The organism is Planctomycetaceae bacterium, from assembly GCA_041398785.1.
Taxonomy (GTDB): Bacteria; Planctomycetota; Planctomycetia; order Planctomycetales; family Planctomycetaceae; genus JAWKUA01.
This window is the reverse complement of record JAWKUA010000005.1, coordinates 316,978-343,266: the sequence shown is the minus strand read 5'-3', so window position 1 is coordinate 343,266 and position 26,289 is coordinate 316,978. Positions and strand designations below refer to the sequence as shown.

General features: G+C 60.3%; 17 protein-coding genes. 9 read left to right on the top strand and 8 right to left on the bottom strand.

Going from position 1 to position 26,289, the window contains the following annotated elements; all coding sequences use genetic code 11:
* Positions 1–82 precede the first annotated feature (82 nt).
* Positions 83–1,087, top strand: a complete 1,005-nt coding sequence (locus tag R3C19_08405) for a hypothetical protein (protein ID MEZ6060367.1) — start codon at positions 83–85, stop codon at positions 1,085–1,087.
* 189 nt (positions 1,088–1,276) lie between these two features.
* Here the strand turns inward: R3C19_08405 and R3C19_08400 are convergent, their stop codons facing one another.
* On the bottom strand, positions 1,277–1,681 hold the full coding sequence (locus tag R3C19_08400) for a DUF1801 domain-containing protein (GenBank protein ID MEZ6060366.1): 405 nt from the start codon (positions 1,679–1,681) through the stop codon (positions 1,277–1,279).
* Between the two features lie 466 nt (positions 1,682–2,147).
* Between R3C19_08400 and R3C19_08395 the strand changes: the two genes are divergently transcribed.
* From R3C19_08395 to R3C19_08385, 3 genes are read left to right on the top strand one after another with little or no spacing between them, the layout of a single operon-like run.
* Positions 2,148–3,962 (top strand): secretin N-terminal domain-containing protein, encoded by a 1,815-nt coding sequence (locus R3C19_08395; protein ID MEZ6060365.1) that lies wholly within the window; start codon positions 2,148–2,150, stop codon positions 3,960–3,962.
* Entirely contained in the window at positions 3,866–5,956 is a 2,091-nt protein-coding gene (locus R3C19_08390; protein MEZ6060364.1) for a secretin N-terminal domain-containing protein, read from the top strand. The genes R3C19_08395 and R3C19_08390 overlap by 97 nt, the downstream gene beginning before the upstream one ends.
* Positions 5,953–6,966, top strand: coding sequence for a hypothetical protein (locus R3C19_08385; protein MEZ6060363.1), 1,014 nt, complete (start codon positions 5,953–5,955; stop codon positions 6,964–6,966). Before R3C19_08390 ends, R3C19_08385 begins: the two co-directional genes overlap by 4 nt.
* Before the next feature lie 833 nt (positions 6,967–7,799).
* Here R3C19_08385 and folD read toward each other — a convergent pair.
* The 3 genes from folD to R3C19_08370 form a co-directional block, all read right to left on the bottom strand.
* A complete protein-coding gene (gene folD / locus R3C19_08380; protein MEZ6060362.1) occupies positions 7,800–8,663 on the bottom strand; it encodes a bifunctional methylenetetrahydrofolate dehydrogenase/methenyltetrahydrofolate cyclohydrolase FolD in 864 nt (287 codons plus the stop codon).
* Positions 8,664–8,774: 111 nt separating this feature from the next.
* Positions 8,775–11,330, bottom strand: coding sequence for a DUF3656 domain-containing protein (locus R3C19_08375; GenBank protein MEZ6060361.1), 2,556 nt, complete (start codon positions 11,328–11,330; stop codon positions 8,775–8,777).
* Between the two features lie 502 nt (positions 11,331–11,832).
* Complete coding sequence (locus R3C19_08370; GenBank protein ID MEZ6060360.1) at positions 11,833–12,075, bottom strand: hypothetical protein; 243 nt, start codon at positions 12,073–12,075, stop codon at positions 11,833–11,835.
* 665 nt (positions 12,076–12,740) lie between these two features.
* Here R3C19_08370 and R3C19_08365 point away from each other — a divergent pair.
* Both R3C19_08365 and R3C19_08360 read left to right on the top strand, forming a co-directional pair.
* Positions 12,741–13,517, top strand: coding sequence for a YdcF family protein (locus tag R3C19_08365; GenBank protein ID MEZ6060359.1), 777 nt, complete (start codon positions 12,741–12,743; stop codon positions 13,515–13,517).
* A gap of 516 nt (positions 13,518–14,033) precedes the next feature.
* Positions 14,034–14,591 (top strand): TIM barrel protein, encoded by a 558-nt coding sequence (locus R3C19_08360; GenBank protein MEZ6060358.1) that lies wholly within the window; start codon positions 14,034–14,036, stop codon positions 14,589–14,591.
* A 12-nt stretch (positions 14,592–14,603) separates the two neighbouring features.
* Here R3C19_08360 and R3C19_08355 read toward each other — a convergent pair whose 3' ends face one another.
* On the bottom strand, positions 14,604–16,502 hold the full coding sequence (locus tag R3C19_08355) for an IGHMBP2 family helicase (protein ID MEZ6060357.1): 1,899 nt from the start codon (positions 16,500–16,502) through the stop codon (positions 14,604–14,606).
* 150 nt (positions 16,503–16,652) lie between these two features.
* A complete protein-coding gene (locus tag R3C19_08350) occupies positions 16,653–17,729 on the bottom strand; it encodes a 3-deoxy-7-phosphoheptulonate synthase (protein MEZ6060356.1) in 1,077 nt (358 codons plus the stop codon).
* A 260-nt stretch (positions 17,730–17,989) separates the two neighbouring features.
* Here R3C19_08350 and R3C19_08345 point away from each other — a divergent pair, with 260 nt between their 5' ends.
* On the top strand, positions 17,990–22,243 hold the full coding sequence (locus R3C19_08345) for a hypothetical protein (GenBank protein MEZ6060355.1): 4,254 nt from the start codon (positions 17,990–17,992) through the stop codon (positions 22,241–22,243).
* Positions 22,244–22,614: 371 nt separating this feature from the next.
* Here R3C19_08345 and R3C19_08340 read toward each other — a convergent pair whose 3' ends face one another.
* The gene (locus R3C19_08340) at positions 22,615–23,145 is read right to left on the bottom strand and encodes a hypothetical protein (GenBank protein ID MEZ6060354.1); all 531 of its coding nucleotides are present in this window, start codon (positions 23,143–23,145) and stop codon (positions 22,615–22,617) included.
* Between the two features lie 604 nt (positions 23,146–23,749).
* Between R3C19_08340 and R3C19_08335 the strand changes: the two genes are divergently transcribed.
* Complete coding sequence (locus R3C19_08335) at positions 23,750–24,751, top strand: DUF1559 domain-containing protein (GenBank protein ID MEZ6060353.1); 1,002 nt, start codon at positions 23,750–23,752, stop codon at positions 24,749–24,751.
* Between the two features lie 168 nt (positions 24,752–24,919).
* Positions 24,920–25,087, top strand: a complete 168-nt coding sequence (locus R3C19_08330; GenBank protein MEZ6060352.1) for a hypothetical protein — start codon at positions 24,920–24,922, stop codon at positions 25,085–25,087.
* 96 nt (positions 25,088–25,183) lie between these two features.
* Here R3C19_08330 and R3C19_08325 read toward each other — a convergent pair whose 3' ends face one another.
* Positions 25,184–26,245 carry a ThuA domain-containing protein gene (locus R3C19_08325; protein ID MEZ6060351.1) on the bottom strand — a complete coding sequence of 354 codons (1,062 nt, stop codon included), beginning with the start codon at positions 26,243–26,245 and terminating at the stop codon, positions 25,184–25,186.
* Between the last annotated feature and the right edge of the window lie 44 nt (positions 26,246–26,289).

Sequence of the window (26,289 nt, the reverse complement as noted above, 5' to 3'; positions counted from 1 at the left end):
GCTCCCGACCACCGCGTTCGATTCCACGACCTTCCGTTTTGTCGGCATCCGCCTGTTGATGGGCCGACCGAGGACAGAACTCATGCGCCAACTGTGTCCCGGAATTCTGATGTGTGCCGCAATGGTATTTGCCTGTTCGCCGGGCATCGCTTCTGCGCAGGCGGAACCGTCCGAAGTCGGCGACGGAGAAGGAACGGGAATCGTCTACTTTGTCGGCACGATCAATCGCGTCGACCATGGTTCTCCCGTCTTTGATCTGGGAAGCGTCCACACGATGTCCGAGCGTGATGTCGTCGCCGTTTTTCGCCCGGTGGACGGCTACTTCCAGCCGGTGGGAACACTGGTAATCGAAGAAGCGTTCGGGTCGTACAGTGTGTCGCGGAAAGCTCGCGACTTTTCTCCCGAACCGGGCGACGTCGTGATGCTGGTTCGAGAACTGTCGCAGTTGCGTCCGTTTCAGATTCACATGAATGACGTGCTTGCAGGACGGCGCATTCGAGCGCGCACGAACAACGCTGTGTCGGTTCCGGGACGCCAGGAAACAGTGACGGCGCTGATGAACTACCGCGCTGCGCATCCGCAGTGGGTTCGCAATCTCGGGCCCGATGAGAATGCGGTCTACGTGGTTGGTGAACTTCACGGCGACTCACTGGCTGGTCAGTCTTCGGAACGGCTGGAACGACTTCAGAATCAGATCAATCTGCTGCGGAAACTGCATCGCGACGGCACCGACGCCATCGCCGCCGCCGGCGAACAGTGGTCGGGCGTGATGACCATCCTGCTCGGCGATACCGTTCGAGCAGACGCGGCAGCTCGCGACAACGTTGTCGCGGAGGGCTCGAAAGCGACATCCGGAGCGGACGTTGTGCGCCGCATCCGGCGGCTTGTCGATTCCGTGCTTTTTGACCGGCCGGAAGAACAGCGCAACACGATCGCTTCACTGCTTGCCGAACGCTTGAAGAATCCCGGTGGCAGCGATGATTTGTGGTTCCAGGCCGAACTGCCCAACACGCAGTTTCCAAAGCTGGCCGACGACGACCAGATTCTGGAAGATCTCCGCAAGATGCTGCGCGAACTGCGAAGCTGACGGAGTTATACTGGCCGCGGCGAGCGCTGATACTTTTCGCACTTCTTCATGCCGCGAGCCAGAATACCTCAATCTGCCCCGCTTGGGGTATAATCCAGAGCTGCCGTTTTCCGCGCAGCACATCTCCCGGCAGATTTGATCGCTCTGAATGGCACCGCACATCGATCGGCCGCGTCGCGACATGCCGGTTCAGCGCTTGTGAGACGCGTTCATTTCTTCTTCTTCGAAGACTTCTCCGCGCTTCGCTGACCGGAACTTCACGATCTTTCGGATCAGCGTGAAGGGGATTTTTCCGTCGAGCGGAAACTGAATGGCGCCCTTCGAACTCGGATAGCCGGAAAGTTCTTCGCGGAAATGCTCGATGCCGGACGGCGTGGGATAGAAGCCGATGTGCTTCGCGAACGCCGCGAAGTGGACAAGGTTTCCGTTCAGGACGAACGTTGGAATCCTGTACTTCATGGCCTCCTGGGCATCGGGAGCTTCTTTGGCGATGAGGGCTCGAATTCGCTGCAGAATGTCCTGAACGTCCAGCGGAAAGCCGGCGATGTAATCGTCAATGCCGCCAGGTGGATTGGCCGCTGTTTCCATAGACATGCCTACGGTGGAGGGAATTCTTGCAGGGAACCTGAAACTCGCTGCCACGCATTCGACGGTAAGCTGCGGCAGTTGTCGAGTGATCCCCGATGGTGCCGGGAATTTCGCCAGCCAGCGTTGGCCCGTCTGTCGCGGGGCGCTGATCAATCCAGCGCCGAATTGCCGCGCGATTCTCGACACAGAGTTCCTGAACATTCCCCGGTGGCTGCGAAAATGACATTTGGAGCGACAGCGAACTTCGCGCAATTCGTGCGCGTACGCTGTCGCCGCAGGGTGGCGGAACTGACTGTTTCCGACGGTACCCGGCAGGAAATGCCGAACGAATTTGAAGGCCCGCGGCTCTGTCGGCATCCCGTCACCGCGAGACCCGTTCGCACGTTGCGTTGCAGCGGCGCAGGTTCTAATTTCAGCGCTCTTTCATCCCGCTGTGGTGTCAGCCCGGCTTCCGGAACGCGCTGATTCTCGAATGACACGACTTCGTACATTCACCTTCTGGTTTCTGCTTAGCGCGCTGGCGAGCGCCGTTCCCGTGTGCGGGCAGACGACGGCGGACGGACTGCGTTCCTGGAACCTGCAGCACACGCAGCCGTCAGACGTGCGGCGGATGCTGACGGAGCTGCTCGGCGAGAACTCCGGCGGTGCCCGAATCTTTGCCGACGACCAGCAGCGGCAGTTGGTTGTGACAGGGCCGGCATCCGTGCAGCAGCTTGCCGATCAGCTTGTGCGACAGGTCGACCGTCCTCCGGCAGCGGACGTAACGATGAATACGGCAAGGGAAGTGAAGACATACTTCGTTCCGCCGTCGGAACTTGATCAGCAGGTGCGCAGGCTGCAGACTCAGTTGGGAACGCGCGTCAGGATCGCTGTCGATCGTGACCGCAGCCAGTTGATCGTGGCCGCCGCCGCGGCGGACCACGTTCTGCTGGACCAGATGCTGTCGTCGCGCGAACCGCAGCCGTTTCGCCCGTTCGCGAGGCCGGATGTTGCGCCGTTCGTGAACACTGTACCCGCCACAAGCAGCTCCGGCGCGAATACGCTGTTTCCTCCGAGTCTGCAGAGCACGCTGGTTCCCGGCACGCGATCGGCGCAGTTTCGCCTGCGCAACATCACGCCGACTCAGTGCCGTCAGGCGCTTCGGCGACTGCTGGCGGACAACATTTCGGAAGGCCGCAACGGCGAACTTCTGTGGTCGACTGCCGACGGTTCGAACGTCAGCCTGGAATTTCAAAACGATTCGCGGACGTGCACCGTGACCGGCGACGCCCGAGTCGTCGAACAGGTTTCCGTTCTGATTCAGTCGTTCGAAGATTCACAGTCGGGTCGACAGGACGAGACGTTTCGCTTCATTCCGCTGCGAAAGACGCGTCCGGAAGTTGTGGAACGGGCGATTCGCACCTGGAAGGAAGCCGAAAGCCGCCAGCGTTCGTCCGACACGTCGCAGGGCCGCTTGTTCGAACGAACGCCGGTACGGCCCGTCGGATTCACTCAGGAAACGGCCGACGAACAACCGGCGGAGACAGTGCCGGACAACGGATTACCACAGACCAACGGCCAGCCTCAGGAAAACAGCGTGAATCAGGATTTGCGGCGGCCGTCCAGCGACGTCACGATTCAGCCGCTGCCGGATCTGGATGTTCTGATTTTGCGCGGCCGCGATCCGGACGTCGACGAGCTGCTGCGGATTATCCAGGAGATCGAACGACTCAGTGACGAAACGGCTCCCGAAATCGAAATCTATCCGCTGCGGCACACGCAGGGGGAGGCTCTGGACGAACTGATTCAGCAGGTGCTCGACGAACTGACCGGACCGCTGCAGGGACGTGTCTCCATCACACCGCTGGTCAAGCCGAACGCGCTGCTGCTGATCGGCTGGGGGGAAGCCGTGAATGCCGCGAAGAAACTGATCGCCAGACTCGATCGGCCGATTGCTGCCGAAACTCAAATGCAGGTGTTTCCGCTGAAGTACGCGTCGGCGGCAACCATCAGCCGGACGATTGAACAATTCCTCAATGGTCGAGGCGGCCTGGGTCCGAACATCAACGTCGCAACCGACCTGCGAACGAACAGCCTGATCGTGAATGCGTCGCCTCGGGACATGGACGAAGTCACGCTGCTGATCCGGCGACTGGATGTTGATTCGTCAGCCGCCGTGAATCAGGCGAAACTGATTCGACTGAAGAACGCTTGGCCGACGACGTTTCGCAGACGATCACTCAGGCAATCACCGCCGCGCGCGGTGGCAGCGGCGACGGGCGTTCGGCCGCCCTGCAGATGCTGTTGATGCAGCCGAACGGGCAGCAAGTCGTGTCGGCCGGACTGCTGGACAGTGTGAAACTGACGCCAGACACGCGGACGAATACGATCTTCATCACCGGACCGGAAGAAAGCCTGCCGCTGATTGAGGCGTTGATTGAGCAACTCGATCGGTCGCCGGCGGCATCGGCACAGATCAAGGTATTTCAGGTGGTCAACAGCGATGCCGCAGAACTGGTCACCGTGCTGAGATCGCTGTTTCCGGAATCCGCCACGACATCAACGGTCCCGCAACTGGCCACGGCGGAAGGAGAAACGTCGCTGGTTCCCGTCCGGTTTTCCGTCGACGTGCGGACAAACACAATCATCGCGACAGGCACCGCCGGTGACCTGGAAATCATGGAAGCTCTGCTGCTGCGGCTCGACCAAACGGAAAGCCAGGAGCGCATCAATCGCGTCTTCCGGCTGAAGAACTCACCGGCCACCGACGTCGCCAGAGCCGTGAATGACTTCCTGCGCAGCGAACGAATCGTCAGCCAGGCGGCTCCCGGCAGACAAAATCCGTTCGAACAGATCGAACAGGAAGTCATTGTTGTTCCGGAACCGCTTCGCAACTCCCTGATTATCAGTGCGACGCCGCGCTACTTCGACCAGATTCTGGAGCTGGTGGAAGATCTGGACGACCAGCCGCCGCAGGTGATGATTCAGGTGATTCTGGCCGAAGTGGATCTGGACAACTTTCATGAATTCGGCGTGGAACTGGGACTGCAGGACAGCCTGTTGTTCGACCGCAGTCTGCTGGGCGAACTGCTGACGACAACGGTGACGAATTCCACGTCGACGCCGGCGGGAGTCGTCACCACAACTTCGGACACGATTATCGGAGCGACAAATACGCCGGGTTTTGATTTCAACAACAATCCGCTGGGCAACAGCGGCAGCGCGCTGGCTCGACGAGGAGCCGGCGACATCGGCGGACAGGCTCTGTCAAGCTTCAGTCTGGGTCGTGTCAGCAACGGTCTGGACTATGGCGGGCTGGTGTTATCGGCCAGCAGCGAAAACGTCAGCGTGTTGCTGCGGGCGCTGAACGAAACGGGCAGCATGGAAGTGCTCAGCCGTCCGCAGGTGATGACGCTGGACAACCAGCAGGCGTTTATTCAGGTGGGGCAGCGAGTTCCCAGAATTGTCAGCAGCCAGCTCACGCAACTGGGACAGATCAACAGTTTGGCGCTGGAAGACGTCGGACTGCTGCTGGGCGTCACGCCTCGCATCAGCCCGGAAGGTAACGTCGTCATGGAAATCGACGCCGAAAAATCGGAGGTCGGCCCGGAACGCGACGGGATTCCGATTTCGGTTTCGGTCGACGGCAGCGTCATCCGTTCGCCGCGCGTGAATGTGACCAGCGCCCAGACAACCGTCAGCGCGGCCAGCGGTCAGACGATTGTCATCGGCGGACTGATCAGCAACAGCAACAAGTCGCTCAGCCGCCGTGTTCCCTGGCTGGGAGACCTGCCGCTTCTGGGAAACCTGTTTCGCTACGACGGCTACACGAACCGCCGCAAGGAACTGCTGATCATTCTGACGCCGCACGTAATCCGCGGCGAAAGCGAAGCGGAGTATCTGAAGCAGGTGGAAATGTCACGGATGTCCTGGGTATCCGGCGATATCTTCGACTGGATCGGCACCGGCGCGACCGGCGCGGGAATGATGGACGACAGCGGAGTACCCATCTGTTTCCCTGACGAATCGCCGTACATTCAGCCGCCGGAGGTCGAGCTTGCTCCCATTCCGCAGCCGGGCCACTCGGATCCTTCGCGCGGAACTGTTCCGGATTCCGACCCCGAACTGCCGGCACTGCCGTTCGTCCCCGAAGGTTCCGGGGCAACGACCACCGGTCCGATAAAACCCGGCACCGTGACTCCGGCGTCATTCAAAAAGGAGGCTGCGGCAAAAACCCGCGATGATGCTCCGAGGTCGAAGGAGTCCCGATTCTTTGGCTGGCCCTGGAGGACCGGTCGATGACAGCGCGATTACGGAAACTTCGCCGAAAGGTTCGCCGAGCTCTCGTGCTTGCCGCGTTTGCGATGCCTCTGACGGGCTGCGCGACGATGCTGACACCGCCAACGGAATGGTTCGAAAAGAAGCCCGAATTTGTCACGCCGCATCAGTTGATTCCTGTGTGGACGGACACAGTCCTGCATCAGGCCGGTCAGCCGGGACTTCGCGGATGCGGCGGAAGGATCATGTTCTATTCCGCGGAAGGTAAAAGGTCCGTGCGGGTTGACGGTTCGCTGATCGTGTACGTCTGGGACGATTCCAGGTCCAGTCCTGACAGGAAGCCCGACCGCAAATATGTGTTTCGCGCGGACGAACTGCAGAGGCATTACAGCAAATCCAAAGTCGGAGATTCTTACAGCTTCTGGATTCCCTGGGATGAAGCCGGTGGCCGGCGAACCGTACTGACCGTTGTCGCCCGGTTCATCGGCCGCGATAGTTCAGAAGTCACATCGACCGCGGCGAATGTCATCCTTCCGGGAGCCGTCGAACTGCCAGACGCTGTTTTGAACGATGACGACGAATCCAGCCGCGACATTCAGCGCGTGTCGCACCAGGTCAGTGAACCGTTGCCCGCAGCGGGTACGTCGCAGGCCGCGCCGCATTCGGTCGGCAGGCTGCAGACGTCGGAGATCCCGCTGACGTCCGGTTTCCTTCAGCGAAATCTGAACGGAGCAGCGGTGCAGGCATTCAGTGGCGACGATCTGCTGAACGGATCGGAACCGCCGTCCAACTTCGGTCATGTTCCACAGCCGGGAGCCGGCGGTTTTGCAAGCGGAAGCGTCGACCGATCCGTTCCCGCCGGCGCGTCGAGTGACGGGCAATTTACGGAGCTGACGAGCCCGCCACCTCAAGATCGCTCGTTACGGTTTCGACACCGGGTTCGAAACTCGCGAGAATCTCAGCGATCCGTCGATCACGCTCTGTCGGAACGGTACCGCTCAGAACCACGGACCGCTCCGTGGGAACGCGACTGACGCGAAACCCGCGGCGATTCGCAATCGTTTCCAGCGCCGGTAACTGCACGGAGTCGTCACCGGCGACGTGTCGAGCTGCGGCACGCGGAGTGTCAGGTACCGAAAACGCCGGCGTCAGACGTTCCGGATAGAGGCCGCTGCGCGAGATCGTTCGATTGCGGTTGACTCGCCGAGTCGGCTGTTCACGCAAACCGGTCACCGAGGATGTCACTTGTCCGTCGTTGATTGTCTGCGTGCTTCCGACAAAACCGGCCGCATCGCTGCGGTCTGTTCCCACGAAGTCATCGGCGCGCCGCTGGCCGCGCACGAAGCGACGGTCGGAAGTCACGGTTCCGACCGAATTCGAAGTCGACAGTTGCCGGCCTCGCGCATTTCGGCCGATGTTCCGGGGCCCAAACAACTGAGCATGACTCGGTTCCGCCCAGATCGACAGCAGCAGAAGTCCGGTCAGGCAGGAAAGAATGGTTCGTGCAGTTTTCATGATAATGACCGCGTCGGCAGGGAATCCGGCAAATCGTTCGATCAGGCGTTCCTGGCGGATCGTTCTTCATTGTATCGGCTGACCGCCTGGCGGAATCGCAAATCCCGAAAGTCATCGTCACCACGGAACCTCGACATGAGAAACCAGCGGCGGGCGGTACGTGTCCGCGGATGATGTTGGAGTTCACTCTCCCTGGCCCAATGCTGCGATCAGCCCGTCCGTCCCGATCCCAGCGGCAGCGGAAAGCTTGTCGGCTCGCCGGCGAAGACCGATCACTCTCATTCGCTGCCGCGCAATTCCGTCCGGCCGATTCGTCAAGACACCGCGTAACAGATGCCATGTGACGAGGGGCTTATTCCCGGCGCGACCAGCATTCGGCGGCTGTCAGTGTGTTTCGCAGCAGCATTGCGATTGTCATTGGGCCGACTCCGCCGGGGACCGGAGTAATCGCCGCAGCGACACGCGATGCAGCTGCAAAGTCAACATCGCCCACCAGTTTATCGTCGACACGGTTGATGCCGACGTCGATCACGACGGCCCCCGGCTTCACCATGTCACCTTTGACGAACTCGGGAATCCCGACCGCGGCAACCAGAATGTCGGCCTGACGAATGATCGATGCGATCTCGCGGGTCCGACTGTGGCAGATGGTTGCCGTCGCGTCGATTCCCTTCTGCACCAGCAGCGCGGCCATTGGTTTGCCCACGATATCGCTGCGGCCGATGACCACCGCGTGAGCACCCGCCGTGGGGATGTCTTCGTGCTTCAGCATCTGCATGACTCCGGCGGGAGTACACGGCTGAAATCTCGGCCGACCCTGCAGCAGCAATCCGACGTTTTCCGGATGAAAACAGTCAACGTCCTTCAGCGGTGAAACCGCATCCAGAATCTGCGTCGCGTCAAGCTGCTTTGGAAGCGGCAGTTGCACCAGGATTCCATGCACCGAATCGTCCGCGTTCAGTTGCTCGATCAGGTCCAGCAACTGCTGCTGAGTCGTGTCGGCTGACAGTCGATGCAGCGTACTTCTCAGACCGCACTTCTCGCACGCTCGTTCCTTGTTGCGAACATAGACCTGGCTGGCAGGATCGTCTCCCACCAGCACGGCGGCCAGATGAGGAATGACTTTGGATTGTTGCGAAAACGCGGCGACGTCGTCGGAAATCTGCTGTCGCACGGCCGCTGAAATGGCTTTTCCGTCAATGATGCGAGCGGACATTGTTGAACGATGCAGGAATGGAAAATCGGGAATTGGGGAATAGAACTTCGAGGATGCGGATGCACGGATCGGACGTGTTGAGACCGGACAACCCGGATTCGGAGTCAACAGCTACAGGATCGCAAGCGGGTTGCGGCGTTCTTCCAGAGTGCCGCGAGTGACTCCGACTCGGTTTCCGGCCCGGAGCTGCTTCCAGACTTCGCTGCCTCGGATCGTACCATTCAGCAGGTCACGATAAAGGCTGATGATTCGGTGAATGCGGGCATCGTCGTCGTTCAGCAGTTCAATACGAAACGTGCGGACTCCGCGTTCCAGAAGTGTCGCAACGACTTCCGCCGAGCTTTGCGGTACGGCGTTAAACAGTGTGTTGCGGCAGCCGACGTCAGCGGTCAGTGGATGTTTCATGCCGATGCGGTCCCGCAGTTCCACGCGGTGAACGTCGCACGGACGGCCGCAATTGTGCCGGTTAGTCCCCGGCGACAAAACGGAGCAGAACACACAGTGCTCCATGTGAAATAACGGCATGTGCTGATGAATCACAATTTCCAGCCACTGGCAGGGCACACGATTCAGCAGCTCAAGCAACTGATCGCGGTTCATGTCGTACGACGCGGTGACTCGTTCCGCGCCTTTGCGGATGAGCCATTCGACGGTCCGTTCATTGGTGGCGTTTAGCGAGAAGTCCGCGACAACCGGTATCCGATGTTCGACGAAAAATGTCAGGCCGGAAAGATTGCGAACCAGCATTCCATCCGGTTGGTGTCCGAGCATCGTGCGGAAGATCCCCATTTCCCCCGGTTTCTGGATGCGCGGCGTCGCGAGCAGGATTTCGGCTCCGGCTTGATGAGCTGCCCGGACGGCTTCCCGGTATTCGCGAATGTCGGCGAAGTCCGCGAAGACATGGCTGATTCCGTTTTGCAGAACGCAGTCAAGCTGCTGCCGTGTTCGGCAAAGAACAACCAGCCGCGGGTCGCCGGAATTCTGTTCGCCTTTCATGTTCGCTGAAAACGCCTGTGTCCGGGTCGTCGTAACGGCTTGAGGGATGCGGCGCGGCGATGATGTCGGCCGCGGCGGCGCGACGTCGAGTAGTTCGATCATTTGGCGCCGCAGTTGTCCGAGGACGCTGAGCGGAATCATCGGTGCGTTTTCAATCACGGCGTCGAGTTTGGCCAGTCGAAAAATCGTACCGCCAAGCCGCGAAAACTGCTGTTCCAGAATCTCACGAGAGATGGGATGTTTGCGAGCGGCTTCCAGCGGTTGTTCCGACGCAATTTCGCAGCGAATGCCGGTGGCGGTTTCAGCCACGATCGTCAGGCACTCACCTGTTCTGGCGATGACCGACAGGCTTACGTCGACGCGCCGGTTCACGTCCGGGCCTTCGAAGGATTTTCGCAACCTCTGATTCAGCCTCGGGTCGTCCGTCTTCCACACTTTCAGGCCCGCCGTCAGTTTGGCGAAATCCATGGCGTGGTGACGGAACGCCAGTTGGACGATGCCGCGGTCAGCGGATTCGATTTGCAGACCGCGGTCATTGAACACGTGGTACACGCGTCCGCCCTGTTCGTTGCCGTGTTCACGATCGCCTTCGAAGACCACCCCATCGCCGGGAGCAACTTCACCCTGCAACTGCACCGCAATCTGATCCGGCAACACGCCGACAACGTGGCCCAGCAACACGCCGCGCTTGGCGGAACTGGTCGCGGGCACCAGCATCTTGTGATCGCAGCCGTTCAGCCAGCCCGGCGAGAATCCTCGCGAAAACGACTGCTCCAGTTCGCGAACGTCTGTGCGAGTAAAGTTCGCGGAACGTCCCTCAACGGCGGCATCGATTGCCCGACGGTAGTGCTGAACCGTGTTGGCGACGTACTCCGGCGTCTTCAGCCGTCCTTCAATCTTCAGCGAGCTGACACCGGCTTTCAGCAGATCATCAACCAGTGCAAACGCCGCCAGATCCTGCGGGCTGAGCAAATACTTCTGATCGCCGAGTTCCATGTGTTGATCGTCGCAGATCAGATCGTATGCCAGCCGGCAGGCCTGAGCACACTGACCACGATTCGCACTGCGTCCGCCGAGAGATTCACTGGTCAGGCACTGCCCGGAATACGCCACGCACAGCGCGCCGTGAACAAACACTTCCAGCGGCATCGACGTTTGACTGCGGATCCGGCGGATTTCATCGATCGACAGTTCACGGGCCAGCACGACGCGCTCAATCCCCAGCTCTTCAGCGACGGCGATGCATTCAGCGCTGGTCAACGTCATCTGCGTTGACGCGTGGAGCGCCAGGTCCGGGCACACATCCTTCAGCAGCCGGGCGACCCCAATGTCCTGAACCAGCACGGCGTCGACAGCGGCGTCAGCAAGCCTTCGGCCGGTGGCTTCGATCGCCGGCAGTTCGTCCGAAAACGCAAGCGTATTCAGCGTCACATAACCACGAACGCCGCGACGATGCAGAAAGTCCATCAGTTCCGGCAAGTTATCGAGATGAAAGTTCGTGGCCCGCGCGCGAGCGTTGAATCCGCAGTCCAGACCGAAGTAGATCGCATCCGCTCCGTTTTCCACGGCGGCTCGCGCGCAGTCGCGGTCGCCTGCGGGAGCCAGCAGTTCGGGGCGCGGCGTCGGCATCCGGTCGCTATTGGGAATCAGATCCGGCACGTATGAACTCATTCGACACAACGGTCAGGCGACTCGCCGGACGGAATGCAGTCTTCCGCGAACGCGAGTAGATGCAGTCAACTGACCGCAAAACACGGCGAAGTATATCCGCCCGATCGGCCGGGATCAGAATTCCGGGAGTCAATTGTCGAATGAATTTCGATTCGCCACGATTCGCGGCATGAATTCGTGGATCCGACGAGAAAGGGACAACACCGGATGCGAAGTGTGATGCGGATGTCGCTGAGATTCACCCCGGCGCTGGTCTTCGCCGCGGCAGCATGGTCGCTGAGCGGTTGCAGTGATTACCGTTCGGTCGCCCCGCCGCCCGAAAATTCTACCGTCGAGGAGACGGCACCGGCAGGGACGGAGACGCCGGCAGAGTCAGACTCCGCTGCGGCAACAGATTCCGCGGGCGAATGAGGCCGATATCAGGGAATCGGCATCGTTCGCGCAGAGTCGGTCATTCGCCTGGCGTTCGGAAGTGCGCCGCCCCGCTTATCCGCTGCCCCGCCTATCCGAAGTAAAGTGACTCGTTGAAGTCATCAATGGCCGCAGCGTGCCGCTTCGGGATTGTCCGCAGGTGAGGCACGGGCACGATGGCTTCCGGTGCGTCTGATCGCAGCATTCGCACCTCCGGATCCACGATGGCGAATCGCCAGTTGCTGATCTCAGGGCGAAACAGTTCGTTCATTTCGTCCGGCGGCTCCACGCCTTCGCCGAAGAAGCTGTCATCGTCAGTGTCTGAGATCCGCATGATCATGCCTGGTTCGGCTCCCGGTTTTGAAATGAACGGTTCACACCAGAGCGCGCGAGACGCCTTGAGGGTGATCGGCCGGGAACGGCACAATTCACCAGTTGAATTCCCCGGCCGGTGAAATCTGCCGGTTTCTGACTGCCGGTTTCACGCTCTGTTACGGCGACGGCGGAGGTGGCGGTTATGCAAATCGGGCGAAGTCTGCCGACGGCAGGTCACGGTTGCTCGACGGTCAGCCCGGCGATCGTCCCTCTTAGGCGAGCGGCAGATGAGTCGTTACCTGCCCGGCGGCTGGCAAGTAGATTCTCATCTGCCGCACGCCTGACAGGATCCGACGGTGCACCCACAAGCCCTGCCGGAGCTGGCTCCGCGTTGGAAGGATCGCCGACGTCGAATCGTGGTTCGCCGGCGAGGAATCGACATCGGCCGTCCACCGCGACACAATACCGAATCATCGTCGATCTCATGCGGCATGACCGGGCGTTGTCGAAATGACCGCTGAGCCGGAAACAGCATCGGTCTTTTCACTTTGAATGTTGGCGTGAGTGTTACTCCGGGGCTCGAAGAATCTTGTTTCGACATTGAAAGATTATGTCTGAGTTAACGGTGACGAAAACCTTTGTCCGAGTCTGTGTGGGAACCCTGGCTTTTCTGGTCGGCACCGGGTGGCACTCGGACAGACGGTGGTTGAGAAAGTCGTGACCGCGCTGGTGCAGCCATGCGGATTGCTGTGGCTGCTGTTGATCGGCTGCATGTCGATGGCTGTGAATTCTCGTCGACGAGAACTGATTGTGGTCGCCGCGTGTCCGCTGTTGTTACTGACCATCGCGGGCAATGACGTCTTTGCCGAGTGGCTGGTAAGAACTCGCGAGGGCCGGTTTGCTGATATCCAGCCGCTCAGCGAGCAGCGGTTGGACGTCGTCGTTGTGCTGGGAGGCGGAGCGTCGACGGGAATGAACTATCGCAGCCAGGGTAACGGTTCCGGCGACCGCCTGATTCTGGCCGCCGAACTTTACCACCAGGGACTGACCCGGAAGTTCATCTGCACCGGCAGAAAGATCGGCGAAATGACCAACATCGACGCCGACCCGTCGCAGCGATCCGCCGAGATCCTGATGGCTCTGGGAGTTCCGGAGGCCGCCATCGAACGCTTCGGCGGCCGTAATACTTCGGAAGAGATGACGGAACTTGGCAAGCGGTTTAACGGTACCGATCAGCGAGTCGGGCTGCTGACGTCGGCGTGGCATCTGCCACGCGCATTGGCTCTGGCGAAACGCAATGGATTCGAACCTGATCCGCTGCCGGCCGACTTCTTGTCAAAGCCGAGCGACATTCCGCGAACAACGGCCGAAATCGTCCATTCCCTCATTCCGCAATCCGGGCCGCTGGATACGACTTCCATGATTGTGAAGGAATATGTTGGTACTCTTGTCGGACGTTAATCACTGCCTGATTCCGGCTGTTTCTCCAGGAGCCTTCCGCATGAACCGTTTCGTCGACACCATTTGTCAGCACGCTTTCACGAACTCAGCGGCCGCGCCGAATTCGCCGCCGGTCAGTCGCCGTGAACTGCTTCGAACGGGAGCTCTCACGGCAGCCGCAGCGTTGTCACTCAATTCCGCCGTGACCGTTTCCGCCGCGAACACGACCGCTGCGAAACGGAAGTTCACGCTGGACCTGCGCTTGCGGATCGATCGGAGTCAGCGCCCGGCCAGAAACAGGCCATCGATTTCGCTCACCAGTTTGGCTTCGAATCCGTGGGCGCGGACGCCGATTTTCTGGCCAGTCTGTCGGACGGGCAGCTTGATGAACTGCTGGCAGGACTGAAGCAGAAGAACCTGGTCTAAGGGCGCGGCGGGGCTGCCGGTGGACTTCCGGGCGATCAGCAGACGTTTCAGGATTCGCTGAAGAAGCTTCCCGGACAGTCAAAAGGGTTGCAGCGTGCGGGAGTAACTCGCGTGGGAACCTGGCTGTCACCGCGTCATGACGAACTGACGTACGTTGCCAACTTCCGGCAGCACGCGAACCGCCTGCGGGAATGCGTCAGGATTCTTGGTGACCACGGGCTGCGGTTCGGCATGGAATACGTCGGCCCGAAAACGCTGTGGGCCAGCGGCCGGCATCCATTCATTCATTCGCTGGCAGAAACGCGTGATTTGATCGCGGAGATCGGTCTCGACAACGTGGGAGTCGTGCTGGACAGTTGGCACTGGTACACGGCGCATGAAACAGTCGACGATCTGAAGTCGCTGACGAATGCCGACATCATCGCCTGCGACCTGAACGACGCTCCCGCCGGGATTCCGATTGACGAGCAGATCGACAACAAGCGGGAACTTCCCGCGGCAACCGGCGTCATTGACCTGAAAGCGTTTCTGACAACGCTGGCCGAAATCGGCTACGACGGTCCTGTTCGAGCCGAACCGTTCAATGCGGTGCTGAACGAGATGGACGACGCCGAAGCGCTCGCAGCCACGTCGAAGGCCATGCAAAAGGCGTTTGCTCTGGCCGACTGACGCCGCGACAGGCTAATCCACCGTCGTCAGTTCCCAGACCGACCGGTAAGCGCCGATTCTTTCGAACCAGGCGATCAGCCGGGCGAAGAATTCATCGCCCCCCAGAGTCGCGCTGTCTCCGATCACGATCAGCTTCCGTCGGGCGCGTGTGAGGGCGACGTTCATGCGGCGAGCGTCCGACAGAAATCCGATTTCTCCGGCGGTGTTCGATCGGACCAGCGACATCACAACGGCTTCCTTTTCGCGGCCCTGAAAACCGTCGACGGTATCGACTTCCAGATTGGCGAATTCGCTGTTCTGCCGAAGCCAGCGCACCTGAGCGGCATACGGCGCGATCACGGCGATGTCTCGCGGATTGAGTCCCGCGCGGCACAGCGCGTTTACTTGATCCAGAACCAGCCGGCCTTCATCGGGGTTCAGTCGGCTGAGTCCGTCGGATTCCTGCTGTTCGTCCCAGCCGGCTCCCGCCGTGTCGATGAACACAACCGGGGACGTATCCAGATCCGCGGCGTGAATCTGCGGAAGGTCAGCCAGAGTGTGTGTTTTCACCGACGCATCAGCTTCCAGAGTTCCCTCGTAAAACTGTTCCGACGAAAACTGCATGATCTGTTCGTGCATTCGGTATTGCAGCGTCAACTGCCGGGTGATCGACGGCCCATAGCGTTCCACCAGCCGCTGCATCAGGCTGATATCAAAGCCTTCGTTGGCGGCTCCTTTGGAAAGAATCGTGGGCGGAAGCTGGCAGTGATCTCCTGCCAGGACCACGCGCTCGGCGAACTTCAGCGGAACCCAGCAACCCGGCTCGACGCTCTGGCAGGCTTCGTCGATGACCAGCAGATCGAACTCGTGATCCTGCAGCACATCAAAATCAAAGCTGACGGTGGCACAAATCACGCGAGCTTCCCGCAGCACTTCATTGATCGCCTGGCGTTCCAGCATTCGCGCCTGTTTCTTCAGGTCACGGATTTCCTGGCGCTGCTGAAATCGCTGGCCGGGAGCCGGGCGTGCCCGAGTATAGCGGCTGGCCCTGCGTTCCAGTTGCTCCGCTTCCCGACGCATGTCACGAATCAGTTCCATGGCGTCATGCTGTTCAACCAGCGCGTCCAGCGTGTGCGTTCGCACGACTTCCAGGACTCGCGCGGGATGCCCGAGCCGCACGGCCGATTCGCCGGTGTTGACCAGCCGTTCCAGCAGGTTGTCGACGGCAGTGTTGCTGGGAGCACACGCCAGGACACGTTCGCCGCGGGCAACGGCCTGGCGGATGACTTCCACCACGGTTGTCGTCTTGCCGGTTCCCGGAGGCCCGTGAATGATGGCCAGGTCGTTGGCCGACATGGCAAACTGCACGGCCGCCTGCTGTGACGGATTCAGCGCCGCGGAAACCTCGCAATCGTCCCCGGAACGGAACGACGGTTCGCGGTCGTACAGAAACAGGTCACGCAACTGGCCGAGCCGCCCGGTTGCCTTTTCGCAGATGTCCAGCGCCGCGAGTTGCCGTTTGCGAGTCACTTCGTCCGGCGACAAATCGAGTCGAAAGCGGTCACCGTCAGGCCATTCGTCGACGGCGACTTCTACGGAATCGGCGGTTCGCTGACTGACAACGCCGCTCATCGATCGTCCGCTGCCGTCACCGTCTTCGGACAGAATGACGGGGCTGCCGACTTTGAACCGGTGCCACGGCATGCGATCGGCCGACTTGCGTTTCGCCAGCGTCAGCAGATATCGCCCTCCCAGTCCCGACGTGTGAGAACGAATCATCAGATGCAGAAGGGTCTCGCCGCTGCGTTCCGCGTCGGCGGAGGACTGCACATTTCGCCGTGCCTCCAGGCGCTCCAGCTCCGCCTCCCCTTCCATTTCCAGCCAGCGGCGAAGGTTTCCGAAATGAGTGACTGCCAGCAGTGGTCGTTGCATGTCCGATGTCATGGCGGGGGAACATAGCCTTCGTTACACGGCAGACCAACTGACAATCCGTCGTCCGTTCGAACGGTCGCACGCCGCGCGCTGATGCCTCCTTGCCGCGTTTTTTCGCCGGTGCGAACTGCGGTGCGCGCGGGACGCTGATTACACGGCCGCGGCCGTGGTTGCCGCCAGAGCTTCGTAGGCCGAACGCAGCAGGTGTTCGGTTTCCTCAAAGCTGATACAGCCGTCCGTGATCGACACTCCGTAATCCAGCGTTGACGGGTCCGAACCGAGAGACTGCTGCCCGGCTTTCAGATTGCTTTCCAGCATCAGTCCCACGATCGTGTCGTTGCCTGCGGTTCGCTGGCGAATGACGTCGTTCCAGACCACGGATTGCCGAGTGTAGTCCTTTTCGGAATTTGCGTGGCTGCAGTCGACAACGAAGCGGGGCGGCAGTCCGGCTTCCTTCAGCAGCCAGACCGCTTCCGCAAGATTCTCTTCCCGGTAATTCGGCCCGTTTCTGCCTCCGCGCAGAATCAGATGTCCCATGTCGTTTCCGCGTGTATTGACGACACAGGTGTTTCCGTCGTGATCGATTCCCAGAAAGGAATGTTCTGCGCGAGCGGCCTTCATGGCGTTCATCGCGACTTCCAGGCTGCCTTCCGTACTGTTCTTGAATCCGACGGGCATCGACAGGCCGCTGGCAATCTGCCGATGAGTGGGCGATTCCGTGGTCCGCGCGCCGATGGACGCCAGCGTAATCAGGTCGGCGATGTACTGCGGCGTGATGGGTTCCAGCACTTCCGTCGCCGCGGGAATTCCGGCTTCGTTGACGCGGCACAGGATCTGCCGGGCGAGCTTTAGTCCGGCGGCCATGTCAAACGTATCGTTCAGATGAGGATCGTTGATGAGGCCCTTCCAGCCCACGGTCGTTCGCGGCTTTTCAAAGTAGACTCGCATGACAACAAAGATGCGGTCTTTGACTTCATCGGCCAGTCGAGCCAGCCTGCCGGCGTACTCCAGAGCAATCTGTTCGCTGTGGATTGAGCACGGTCCGACGATGGCGATGATCCGCCGGTCGGTTCCCTTCAGAATGGCCTTGACCGTTTCACGCCATTCGCAAACGAACTGAGCGGTCTGTTCCGTCAGCGGTACTTCACGTTTCAGCGACGCGGGTGACGTCAGAGGAGTCGTGCTCAGGATGTTGACGTCCTGAAGCGGCAGTCGGGTATCGGTCATCGGCGGATTTCAGAAAGCGGATCGGACAACGGAAAAAAGCTTCGAGAGTATTGGCGACCGCACTGATACCTTCAATCCCCGCTTGCGAAAACACATGATTCGCGGCGTTTTGAGAATTCTCAATCTTGCACGGACGTCTCGGCGGAATTCGTATCTCCCGGCGCCGACGACGGTAGAATGCGAAGCACGAAGCTGCCCGCCGGGCAGCGACGAACACCTGACAGGTCCGGTGGTGGTGACGCGATTTCACGGAGCACGGTATGTCCGCGGGGACTCTGACACAGACAGACGGCATTCGTTCGATTCTTGGCAGTTGCCGGCGGCAGTTGCTGCACCACGCTTTCCTGCGGGGAACGGCGGTTGTTGTGATCACTCTGGTCGCGGCGATTCTGGTGGCATTCGCGCTGGACTACCTGCTGGCACTGGGGCCGGCCGTTCGCACAGTTCTGCTGGCGACAGCCGTTGCCGCAACGGGCTGGTCTGTCTGGAAGCACCTGATCCTTCCGCTGCGGCTGGTTGTTCCCGACGAAGAACTTGGAGCCGCCGTTGACCTTTCCTGTCCGGAACTGCGCGAAAGCCTGGCGACTCTGGTGTCGATCGAACAGCCGACGGCGACTGTCAGTGAGGCCGGTTCCGCGGTGATGCGAAAGCGACTGCAGCAGCAGGTCTGGTCGCGGCTGCAGACCGTTCATGAGCCCGATGTTGTCAGCAGTCAGGCCACCCTGCGGCGCGCCGGGCTGGCCATCGGACTGACGGCGCTGCTGGTGCTGCCGTCGATTGTCTGGCCGTCCAGTACCGGACTGCTGGCTCAGCGCTTTCTGATGCCGTGGAAGAACTGGGCCACCGCAACCAATTTGTACTTCGACGTGCCGGACGCGAACCGCACCGTGGCACGAGGAACCGACGTGACGTTCGCCGCTGTTCCAATGTGGCGCACCACAACTGATGAGCCGCGGCCGGAAATCGTTGTGCTGACCATGACGGCCGACAACGGTCGCGTCGAAGAGTTACCGATGACGTTTGATGAAGTGGCCGGCCGGTTCGCCGTGACGATCGAACGTATTCAGGAAGGCTTTCGCTACACGGTTTCCGGAGGCGGCGCGGAGTCCGAAGAATTCCTGCTGCGAGTCGTGGACGCGCCGCAGATCCGGGCGGCCGCCATGACAGCGACTCCGCCGCCGTACACCGGTCGAGCCATCGAATCGTTCGACGGGGTTGTCGGTGACATGGAAGTCTTCGACCGCAGTCGTCTGGAGATCGTTATGCAGTTCAGCAAGCCCGTCGTGGACGCGTCTCTGGTCTGGCTGCGCCGCGACCCGATTCCCGAAACCGAATCTCAGATCGAAGACCGAAGATTCGCCAACGTGAGCGAGGGCCAGGACCAGAACCCGCCGCCGCCGGTGGAACTGGCACAGACCGTACCGGGAACTCTGAACGCTGATGGCACCGCCGCAGTGTTCGAATTCCAGGCGGACGTCGGCGGCAGCTTTGCCTTCGATATCACCGACGAATTCGGCGTCCACAACAACAGCGAACCGAATCGGACGCTGCTGGTCATCTACGATCAGCCGCCGACTCTGGAGGTCCTGGGAATCCGTGATGACGACGATTTTCGCCCCGACGACATCGTTCCCGTCGACTGCGCTGTGACGGACGACATCGGCGTCGGCAGTCTGGAACTGCATTATCAGAAGAACGATCAGGTCATTCGCATCGACACTCCACAGAACCTGGCTCGCGGCGCGCAGGCCGTGCAGCATGCGTTTCGTCTGATTCTGGCCGACCTTGAAGTTCAATCCGGTGACGTGGTATCGCTGCGAGTTCGCGCCAGCGATGAACGGCCCGTTCCGCGGCCGCACGAAGTCTGGTCGAAGACGTTTTCGATTCGCATCTCGGATGACGCAGCCGCCGTCGGCGCCGATGCCCTGAACGAAGATGTTCGCCGCCTGGTTGAAGCGCTGAAGGAAATTCAGCAGCAGCTTCAGCAGGACCGGGACACGGCGTACGAACTGAAGAACAAAGTCTGGCAGGATTGGAACGAAGCTGATCGCCGGCAGGCCGCGGCGCTTAGCGAAAAACAACAACAGCAGGGACGCGAACTGGCCGAACTGGCCGATGACGCCGCCGCCCATCCGCTGATGAAGAAACAGGCTCAGTCTCTTCAGGCCATCGGTGAAAACGTTCGCGAACAGATTCCGGAGAAACTGGCAGCCGCTGTCGAAGCGCAGAAACCTCAGGCCGCGGAACAGTTGCAGCAGTCCGCTCAGGATCTCGACAACGCGCGCCGCGAACTTGGCGACGTGATTTCTGAGATCGAAAAGATCGGCATGCTGGAAGCCGAACTGGCGGAACTCAACCGGCTGGCTCTGGATGCGGAACAACTGGCTGCCGATGCTGAACAGCTCGACGCCGACCGCCAGCGAGCCGACGAAGACCTTCCCCCGGATACCAGTCGCGAGGAATTCCAGCAGCAGCTTGAGCAGCGACAGCAGCAGCTTGACCAGGACCATCAGCAACTGGATGCCGAGGTCAATGATCTGCTGCAGCGGCAACAGGAACTTCTCGACTCGGCTCAGCGAGCCCAGCAGGAGAAACTTCAGGAACTGGCGCTGCAGGCTCGCGAACTGGCTCGGCAGCAGCAGCAGCTTGCCAACGGCGTCAATCAGGAAGCTCGCGACGCTGCCCGCGATGCGCAGGAGATCGCCAATCAGTTGCAGCAGGCACGCAACGACATGCAGCGATTGTCGGACGAAATGAAGAACGCCGAATCAAAGGTCGAGGCTCCTCCGGCATCGCCGCTGGATGAAGCCGTCCGAGAACTCAGGCAGGGAAATCTCGCGGAACCGCAACAAGCCGTTCAGCAGACTCAGCAGGATCTTCAGGATGCGGCCGAACGTTTGCGAGACGCCGCCCTGGAGAATCCTGCCATAGAGGATGAGAACGCTGCCGGGAACGCTGCCCGGGACGCTGCTGCCGGGGAGGGTGAGGCTCCTGCCGAACCACAGCGTCAACAACAAGAAAAGCGTCAACAACAGCAACAGCGTGAACAGAACGAACAGTTCGCGGATCGGTCGGCGGAGCTGGCGGACAGGCTGCAGGACATCAATCAGCAGTTGCAGCAGCTCCGCGAACAGCGAAACGCTGCACAACCGTCATTGCCGGCGGACGATCCCGCCCCGGACACCGAAAGCCAGCGCATGCAGAACGCTGCGCGCGAATTGGTGCGGCGCAGTCAGGAGCTAGCCGAGGCCGCGGAACAAGTCAGTGACGGTTTGCAGCAGGAAAACAGCCAGCAGAACCCGCAGGCTCAGAATCCCGCCATGAACGAGGCGACTCGCGTTTCCAAAGTCGCCGCGGACCAGGGAAAGAAGGGGGCGGAGCAGGCTCAGGCAGGTCAATTCGCCCGCGCGGCGGAGGACATGCGACAGGCGGCGCAGGCAGCCGAACAGGCCGCCGGTCAGCTTAGCGATCCTCAGCAGCAGGACCGACAGAATCAACTGCAGGGACTTAGTCGGCAGTTCTCACAGCTCGCGGACGCCGCGCAGATGCTTCAGCCCAGCGACTCCGCTCAGGTAGCCGCGCAGCAGCAGGCACAACAGCAGATGGCTGAGCAGGTTTCCGAACTTCCACAGCAGCTTGCCGATCTGTCGGAAAAACTGAGTCTTCCCGCGCTGGGTATGCAGCAGCAGGCGCGACAAACGCAGGTCGCTCAGGACGCCGCTCAACAGGCCGCGGAATCCAGCGACAACGCAGCGGAACAAATCCAGCAGGGGTCATTTCAGCAATCTGCAGAATCGGGACAACAGTCCGCCGCCCAGTTGAACCAGGTGGCTCAGATGGCGCAGCAGGCCGCCGGAAATCCGCAGAGTCAGGATGCTCTGGTGCCGTCGGAAGTCGGTGACAGTGTGGCCGAGGCATTACGAAGTCTGCAGCGATCCGCTCCGGCAGAACAGCAGTCGTCCGAGTCCGCCGCGGCCGATTCCTCCGATGCCGGAACCGCATCAGACGCCGAATCGTCGCAGGAAAGTGCTTCACCGAATTCGTCCGAGAATGATTCGCCGTCAGACGGACAGGACGGACAACCGTCACCGGAAGAGCCTGCTTCCGGGCAGACGGAACCCGGTCAGGGACAACCCGCCGACGGTCAGCCGTCCGATGATCGTCCACAGCCGGGAGAACCGGGTGACGGGACGCCGATGCTGAATCAGGCTGCTCAGGCTTTGGCTCAAGCCGCGAATGGCAGCCTGCCGCGGCAGTTTTCCCCGGGGCGCCTTTCGGAAGGCGAACCCAGCGGGCCGCCGTCAAAACAGGCCACGGGTAATGCCGCGCCGTGGGACGGAAACAGTCTGCAGGCAAGTCGCGCAGGAGCCGGTGATCGAAACTGGGGCGGTCTGAACGAAGCACTCGACACCGAAGTTCTGAGCGGCTCAAACGAAGCCATCGACGGCGAATACGCGGCGCTGATACGCATGTATTTCCGCGAACTGGCCCGGGCGTCGGCAGAAGAACGGTGATCCGAAACCTCGCGGATTGGCAGCCACGAGTGGTCTGGCAGGCGTAATGTGATCAATGTTGGACCCTGGCCGAGCCTGGGCGATCCAACAATACCCGGCCGACGAAACAATCGTCGTGAGTACCGGCGTCGCCGATCATCGGCGGCGCTAGCCCGGATGATTCACGCGATCAGCAATTCCTGACGTAAAGCGTCCTGGAAACGGAAGTGATCTCGAATCGGCGAAATGCACACTTTACGACGGGACTCCGATCCCGTTGCTGCAATTCGACGGGATCGGAGTCCCGTCGTACAAACCCGTGAATAATCCGGGTTAGTGCCGACAGCAGTCGTCTCGGCGGAACGCGTTCCGCGCCGCGGATTGAAACGAGTTCAGTGCCGTGCCCACGGGGCAATCCGTTGCAGGTACTCCGGCGGAAAGCCGCGAATCCAATACCTGCCAGGCGCCTCGAAGCGGATGACCTGTAGAGAGACCGAGCTCCGGTGCAGAAGAATCAGCGACGCGACAACCAGGATCATCATGACGGCCATGAAAATCGGGTTCAAAGTTGTCAGCCGCAGGTGCGCACCGGCCAACATCGTCAATGCCAGCAGCAACGTCGCGCACAAGAGCCACACATAGCGACTTCGACGCCGGCTGAGCCCTTCCGATAGGTAGTATCTCACATGACACTGCCTCGGAATCACGGTGACCTTGAACGACGGAAGCTGAGTCGCCTCCCATACACTGGCAAGCGATTCTGTCGCACCTGTCATCACGCAAACGGCAGGGAGGTCCAGTTCCGGACCACACACGAGCAGATCTCCGACGATCATGAATTCGGTTGGTTCGGAGAAATCCGGCAACTCGGCGACGTCGCCCGCACATTCACTTGAGACGAGATACGGGTTCTCGCTGTCCATCACGCTCACCTGTTCTCATGCGGATGACGGTGGCGCACAACCACCGGCTGATCGTGGTCATCGTCGCATGTCCGACGCGGCATTCTCCGGCCGACAGTGCCCTTCATCGTACCGTCCGCAGCAACAATCCCGGCGCGGAATAACACGACGCCTTTGCAAAACACGTCAGCACAATTGTACACATCCGGTACAGATGTCCCTCGCGCCACCGCTCATTGATCAATTTCGGATTTTTCCGCGATGCACGCACGGGCTGGCAACGGCTGTTGCGGCGGCGTGGCGGTTCCGAGCAACGATGAACGATATGTCAGCACCAGTGCCGCCCAAACGAACGGTATTTCCGCGAACACAGCGGCGCCGCCGTCCGGCTTCCCTGAATTTCCGTCGTTGCGTCAAGAGGTATCCTCGGTAATCTGAACCTGCGGTTAAGCAGTTTCGCTGCCATTGCGAGAGACCGTGGATGTGCACATTGGCCCACTTTTTCGTCCCCCGGAGTTACGTTTGGCATGAATAGTGCCTAATCTGCATGGCAGCCGGGATTTTCACTGGTGTTAATTTTTCAGATTTCCCACTTGGAGGACCTTGAATGCACAATTGCAGACACTTGACACGAAGGACGAAGCCGGAACTTCGCGGCGGGTTTACGCTGATTGAATTGCTGGTGGTCATCGCGATCATCGCAATCCTGATCGCGCTGCTGCTGCCGGCCGTCCAGCAGGCTCGCGAAGCCGCACGACGCACTCAGTGCAAGAACAACCTGAAGCAGATCGGGCTGGCGCTTCACAATCACCACGACACGTACGGTCATTTTCCGCCAGCCAAGGTGTCCTTCGAAGACAGCCCCAGCCCGGCCCGGCTGGGGTCCTGGGATCTGGCTGTCACACGCCAGAATGACGTTTTAAGTGCTCATGCACTGCTGCTGCCCTATATGGAACAGGGCAATCTGTACAACCAGATCCAGTCGTGGAAGGGATACGACATTCTGCCGTACCCGGATCCACAGGGTCGTCGGCAGTACTGGTGGGATCTGGACTGGGACGACGCGCAGATCAAGCTGCCCATGTACCTTTGCCCGTCTGATCCGCAAATCACCGGTTCCGGAGCACTTCCCGGACTGCACTCATGGTGTACCGACGCCGATGGTTCCGGTGGCGGATGTGCTCCTGGCAGCAGCGGCACCTGGGGAACGGAATACTGGTTCGGGTCCGTCCCGGAAATTCAGTTGACGAACTACCTTCCGATGGGCGGCCCGATCGGCGGACACCTGGAAAACGGTTTTTCGCGCTACAAGGGTCTGTTCGGCAGCGGGACGAAAACTCGCTTCCGTGACATGCTTGACGGTTCGTCCAACACGCTGGCGTTTGTGGAAGTCACCGGCGGGCCTCAATACGGCTTTATGTGGATCGACAATGGTGCGTTCCCGACCGGATGGGGGTTTGGCGACGACTACAATCAGCTGAACAGCTTTCACATCGGGGGAATTCAGGTGCTGATGGGCGATGGTTCCGTTCGATTCCTTTCAGAAAACATCGACGCCACATGGATCAACGGAGTTCTGCACAGTCTGGCATCGATGAGCGAAGGGAATCCCGTCAGTGAATTCTGATGTTCCCTGTCAGGGCCGTCGGCTGCCGGATCGCTGCTTCCGGGCGGGGTCCGGCACAAGTCGGCTGCCATGCGGCATCAAGGTTTGAAGACGATCAGTTGAGCTTCGCCACACTTCGTCGGGAATCCGGGCTGTGGCATCACCCTTGTTCTTGCGGAACAGTTTGCAATGAGAATTGTGCGTTCAGTGCTGTTCGGGTTGTTTCTGTCAAGCTGCATGATTGGCTGCGGCGGTTCCAATGATCCGGTGATTCCGGAGAATCCCACTGCGGGGCCTCCCGGCGGAGGACCATCGAAGGATGGACTGCCTTCCGCCGGCGGCATGCCTCAGAAATAGCCGGCTCCGGCAACAACGAACGAAGCCCCGCAGCCTGATCGGATTGCGGGGCTTTTTTGTTGAGTGGCGACAGCAGGGCGAATCCCGCGAGTAGCGCTACTGCGGCGGAACCGGACGGAAATTCCACTCGGGACTTCCCGGCGGATCGGGCAGTCGCGGGCTCTTGCCCAGTCCCAGATCAGCGGGTTTCAGATTCGCGTTCTTCCAGTACGACTTATCGGTGATGAAGCCGTAGAAGCTGGGATAAAACGGGTCCACAAAGTCGACATCCGCGTGTTCCGGAACGTCTTTGTTGAGCAAGAAAAAGGCCGCGTTGACAAGCATCCGCCGCAGATCTTCGTTCACCAAATCAACCGACGCGCCGGCGGTCGTGCAGAACGAACGGCCTGTCTTCTTCCTGTCCGGACTTTCGTAGGTGTGCAGCCACGCGAATGGCTGCATGGGATCGTTCACCGGGCCATCGACGATGGCTGAGCCGGGGTCAAGACTTTCCGTCACCGCTCCCTTCATCAGGATTTGATCGTCGTCCGTCAGATGGATGACGCCGTAAACATCGCTGGGAGCGAACACGTCGGTGACTCCGTTCAGAATCGGGTGGTCGGCGAAGTCTTCCGTGATGACTCCTCGAGCGCCTTCCACCTTGTGCCTGCCGTGGTGGCTGACCCATTCCTCGCCCAGCACTTTCCGACCGAATTCTGCGTACCCGATGCCTCCGAAGCTGCCGTCACCGTTGAACGCATGCGTTGAAGTGCGAATGCCGATGATTGGCTTGCCGGCATTCAGAAAGTCCGTCACATGCTTTGCTCCGGCGGCATCCGGCTGCCGATAGCGCGTTCCGATAATCATCAGATCGGCGTCATCCAGTGCGTCCAGGCCGCGAAGCCCCTGGTGGTTGTTGGCATCGATGTAGTCGGCTGAGTCCGGCCCGAAGGCAAACAGAACGGTGCATTGGAAGCCGTGTTTCTGACTGAGGATCTTCGCCAGCATCGGCATCGATTCTTCCGTCCGATACTCGTCGTCGCCGGCAATCAGGACCACGTGCGGCGGCTTGCCTTCCGCGTTTTTTGCATCGAACACCAGCCTGTCATCGGCACTGGAACAGTCAGCGGCGCAGGACAGCGTGAGGGTCAGCAGCAGGAGCAGTCGGGGCAATCGCATTGGGAAATTCCGGCACTTGGGGAATCGAAACGGTCAGAGCAATC

Bases quoted from the DNA above. Each gene is read 5' to 3' on its own strand.
- R3C19_08405 (MEZ6060367.1), top strand. From the start codon at position 83: ATGCGCCAACTGTGTCCCGGAATTCTGATGTGTGCCGCAATGGTATTT.
- R3C19_08400 (MEZ6060366.1), bottom strand. From the start codon at position 1,681: ATGTCTATGGAAACAGCGGCCAATCCACCTGGCGGCATTGACGATTAC.
- R3C19_08395 (MEZ6060365.1), top strand. From the start codon at position 2,148: ATGACACGACTTCGTACATTCACCTTCTGGTTTCTGCTTAGCGCGCTG.
- R3C19_08385 (MEZ6060363.1), top strand. From the start codon at position 5,953: ATGACAGCGCGATTACGGAAACTTCGCCGAAAGGTTCGCCGAGCTCTC.
- folD (MEZ6060362.1), bottom strand. From the start codon at position 8,663: ATGTCCGCTCGCATCATTGACGGAAAAGCCATTTCAGCGGCCGTGCGA.
- R3C19_08375 (MEZ6060361.1), bottom strand. From the start codon at position 11,330: ATGAGTTCATACGTGCCGGATCTGATTCCCAATAGCGACCGGATGCCG.
- R3C19_08370 (MEZ6060360.1), bottom strand. From the start codon at position 12,075: ATGCGGATCTCAGACACTGACGATGACAGCTTCTTCGGCGAAGGCGTG.
- R3C19_08355 (MEZ6060357.1), bottom strand. From the start codon at position 16,502: ATGCAACGACCACTGCTGGCAGTCACTCATTTCGGAAACCTTCGCCGC.
- R3C19_08350 (MEZ6060356.1), bottom strand. From the start codon at position 17,729: ATGACCGATACCCGACTGCCGCTTCAGGACGTCAACATCCTGAGCACG.
- R3C19_08345 (MEZ6060355.1), top strand. From the start codon at position 17,990: ATGTCCGCGGGGACTCTGACACAGACAGACGGCATTCGTTCGATTCTT.
- R3C19_08340 (MEZ6060354.1), bottom strand. From the start codon at position 23,145: ATGGACAGCGAGAACCCGTATCTCGTCTCAAGTGAATGTGCGGGCGAC.
- R3C19_08330 (MEZ6060352.1), top strand. From the start codon at position 24,920: ATGAGAATTGTGCGTTCAGTGCTGTTCGGGTTGTTTCTGTCAAGCTGC.
- R3C19_08325 (MEZ6060351.1), bottom strand. From the start codon at position 26,245: ATGCGATTGCCCCGACTGCTCCTGCTGCTGACCCTCACGCTGTCCTGC.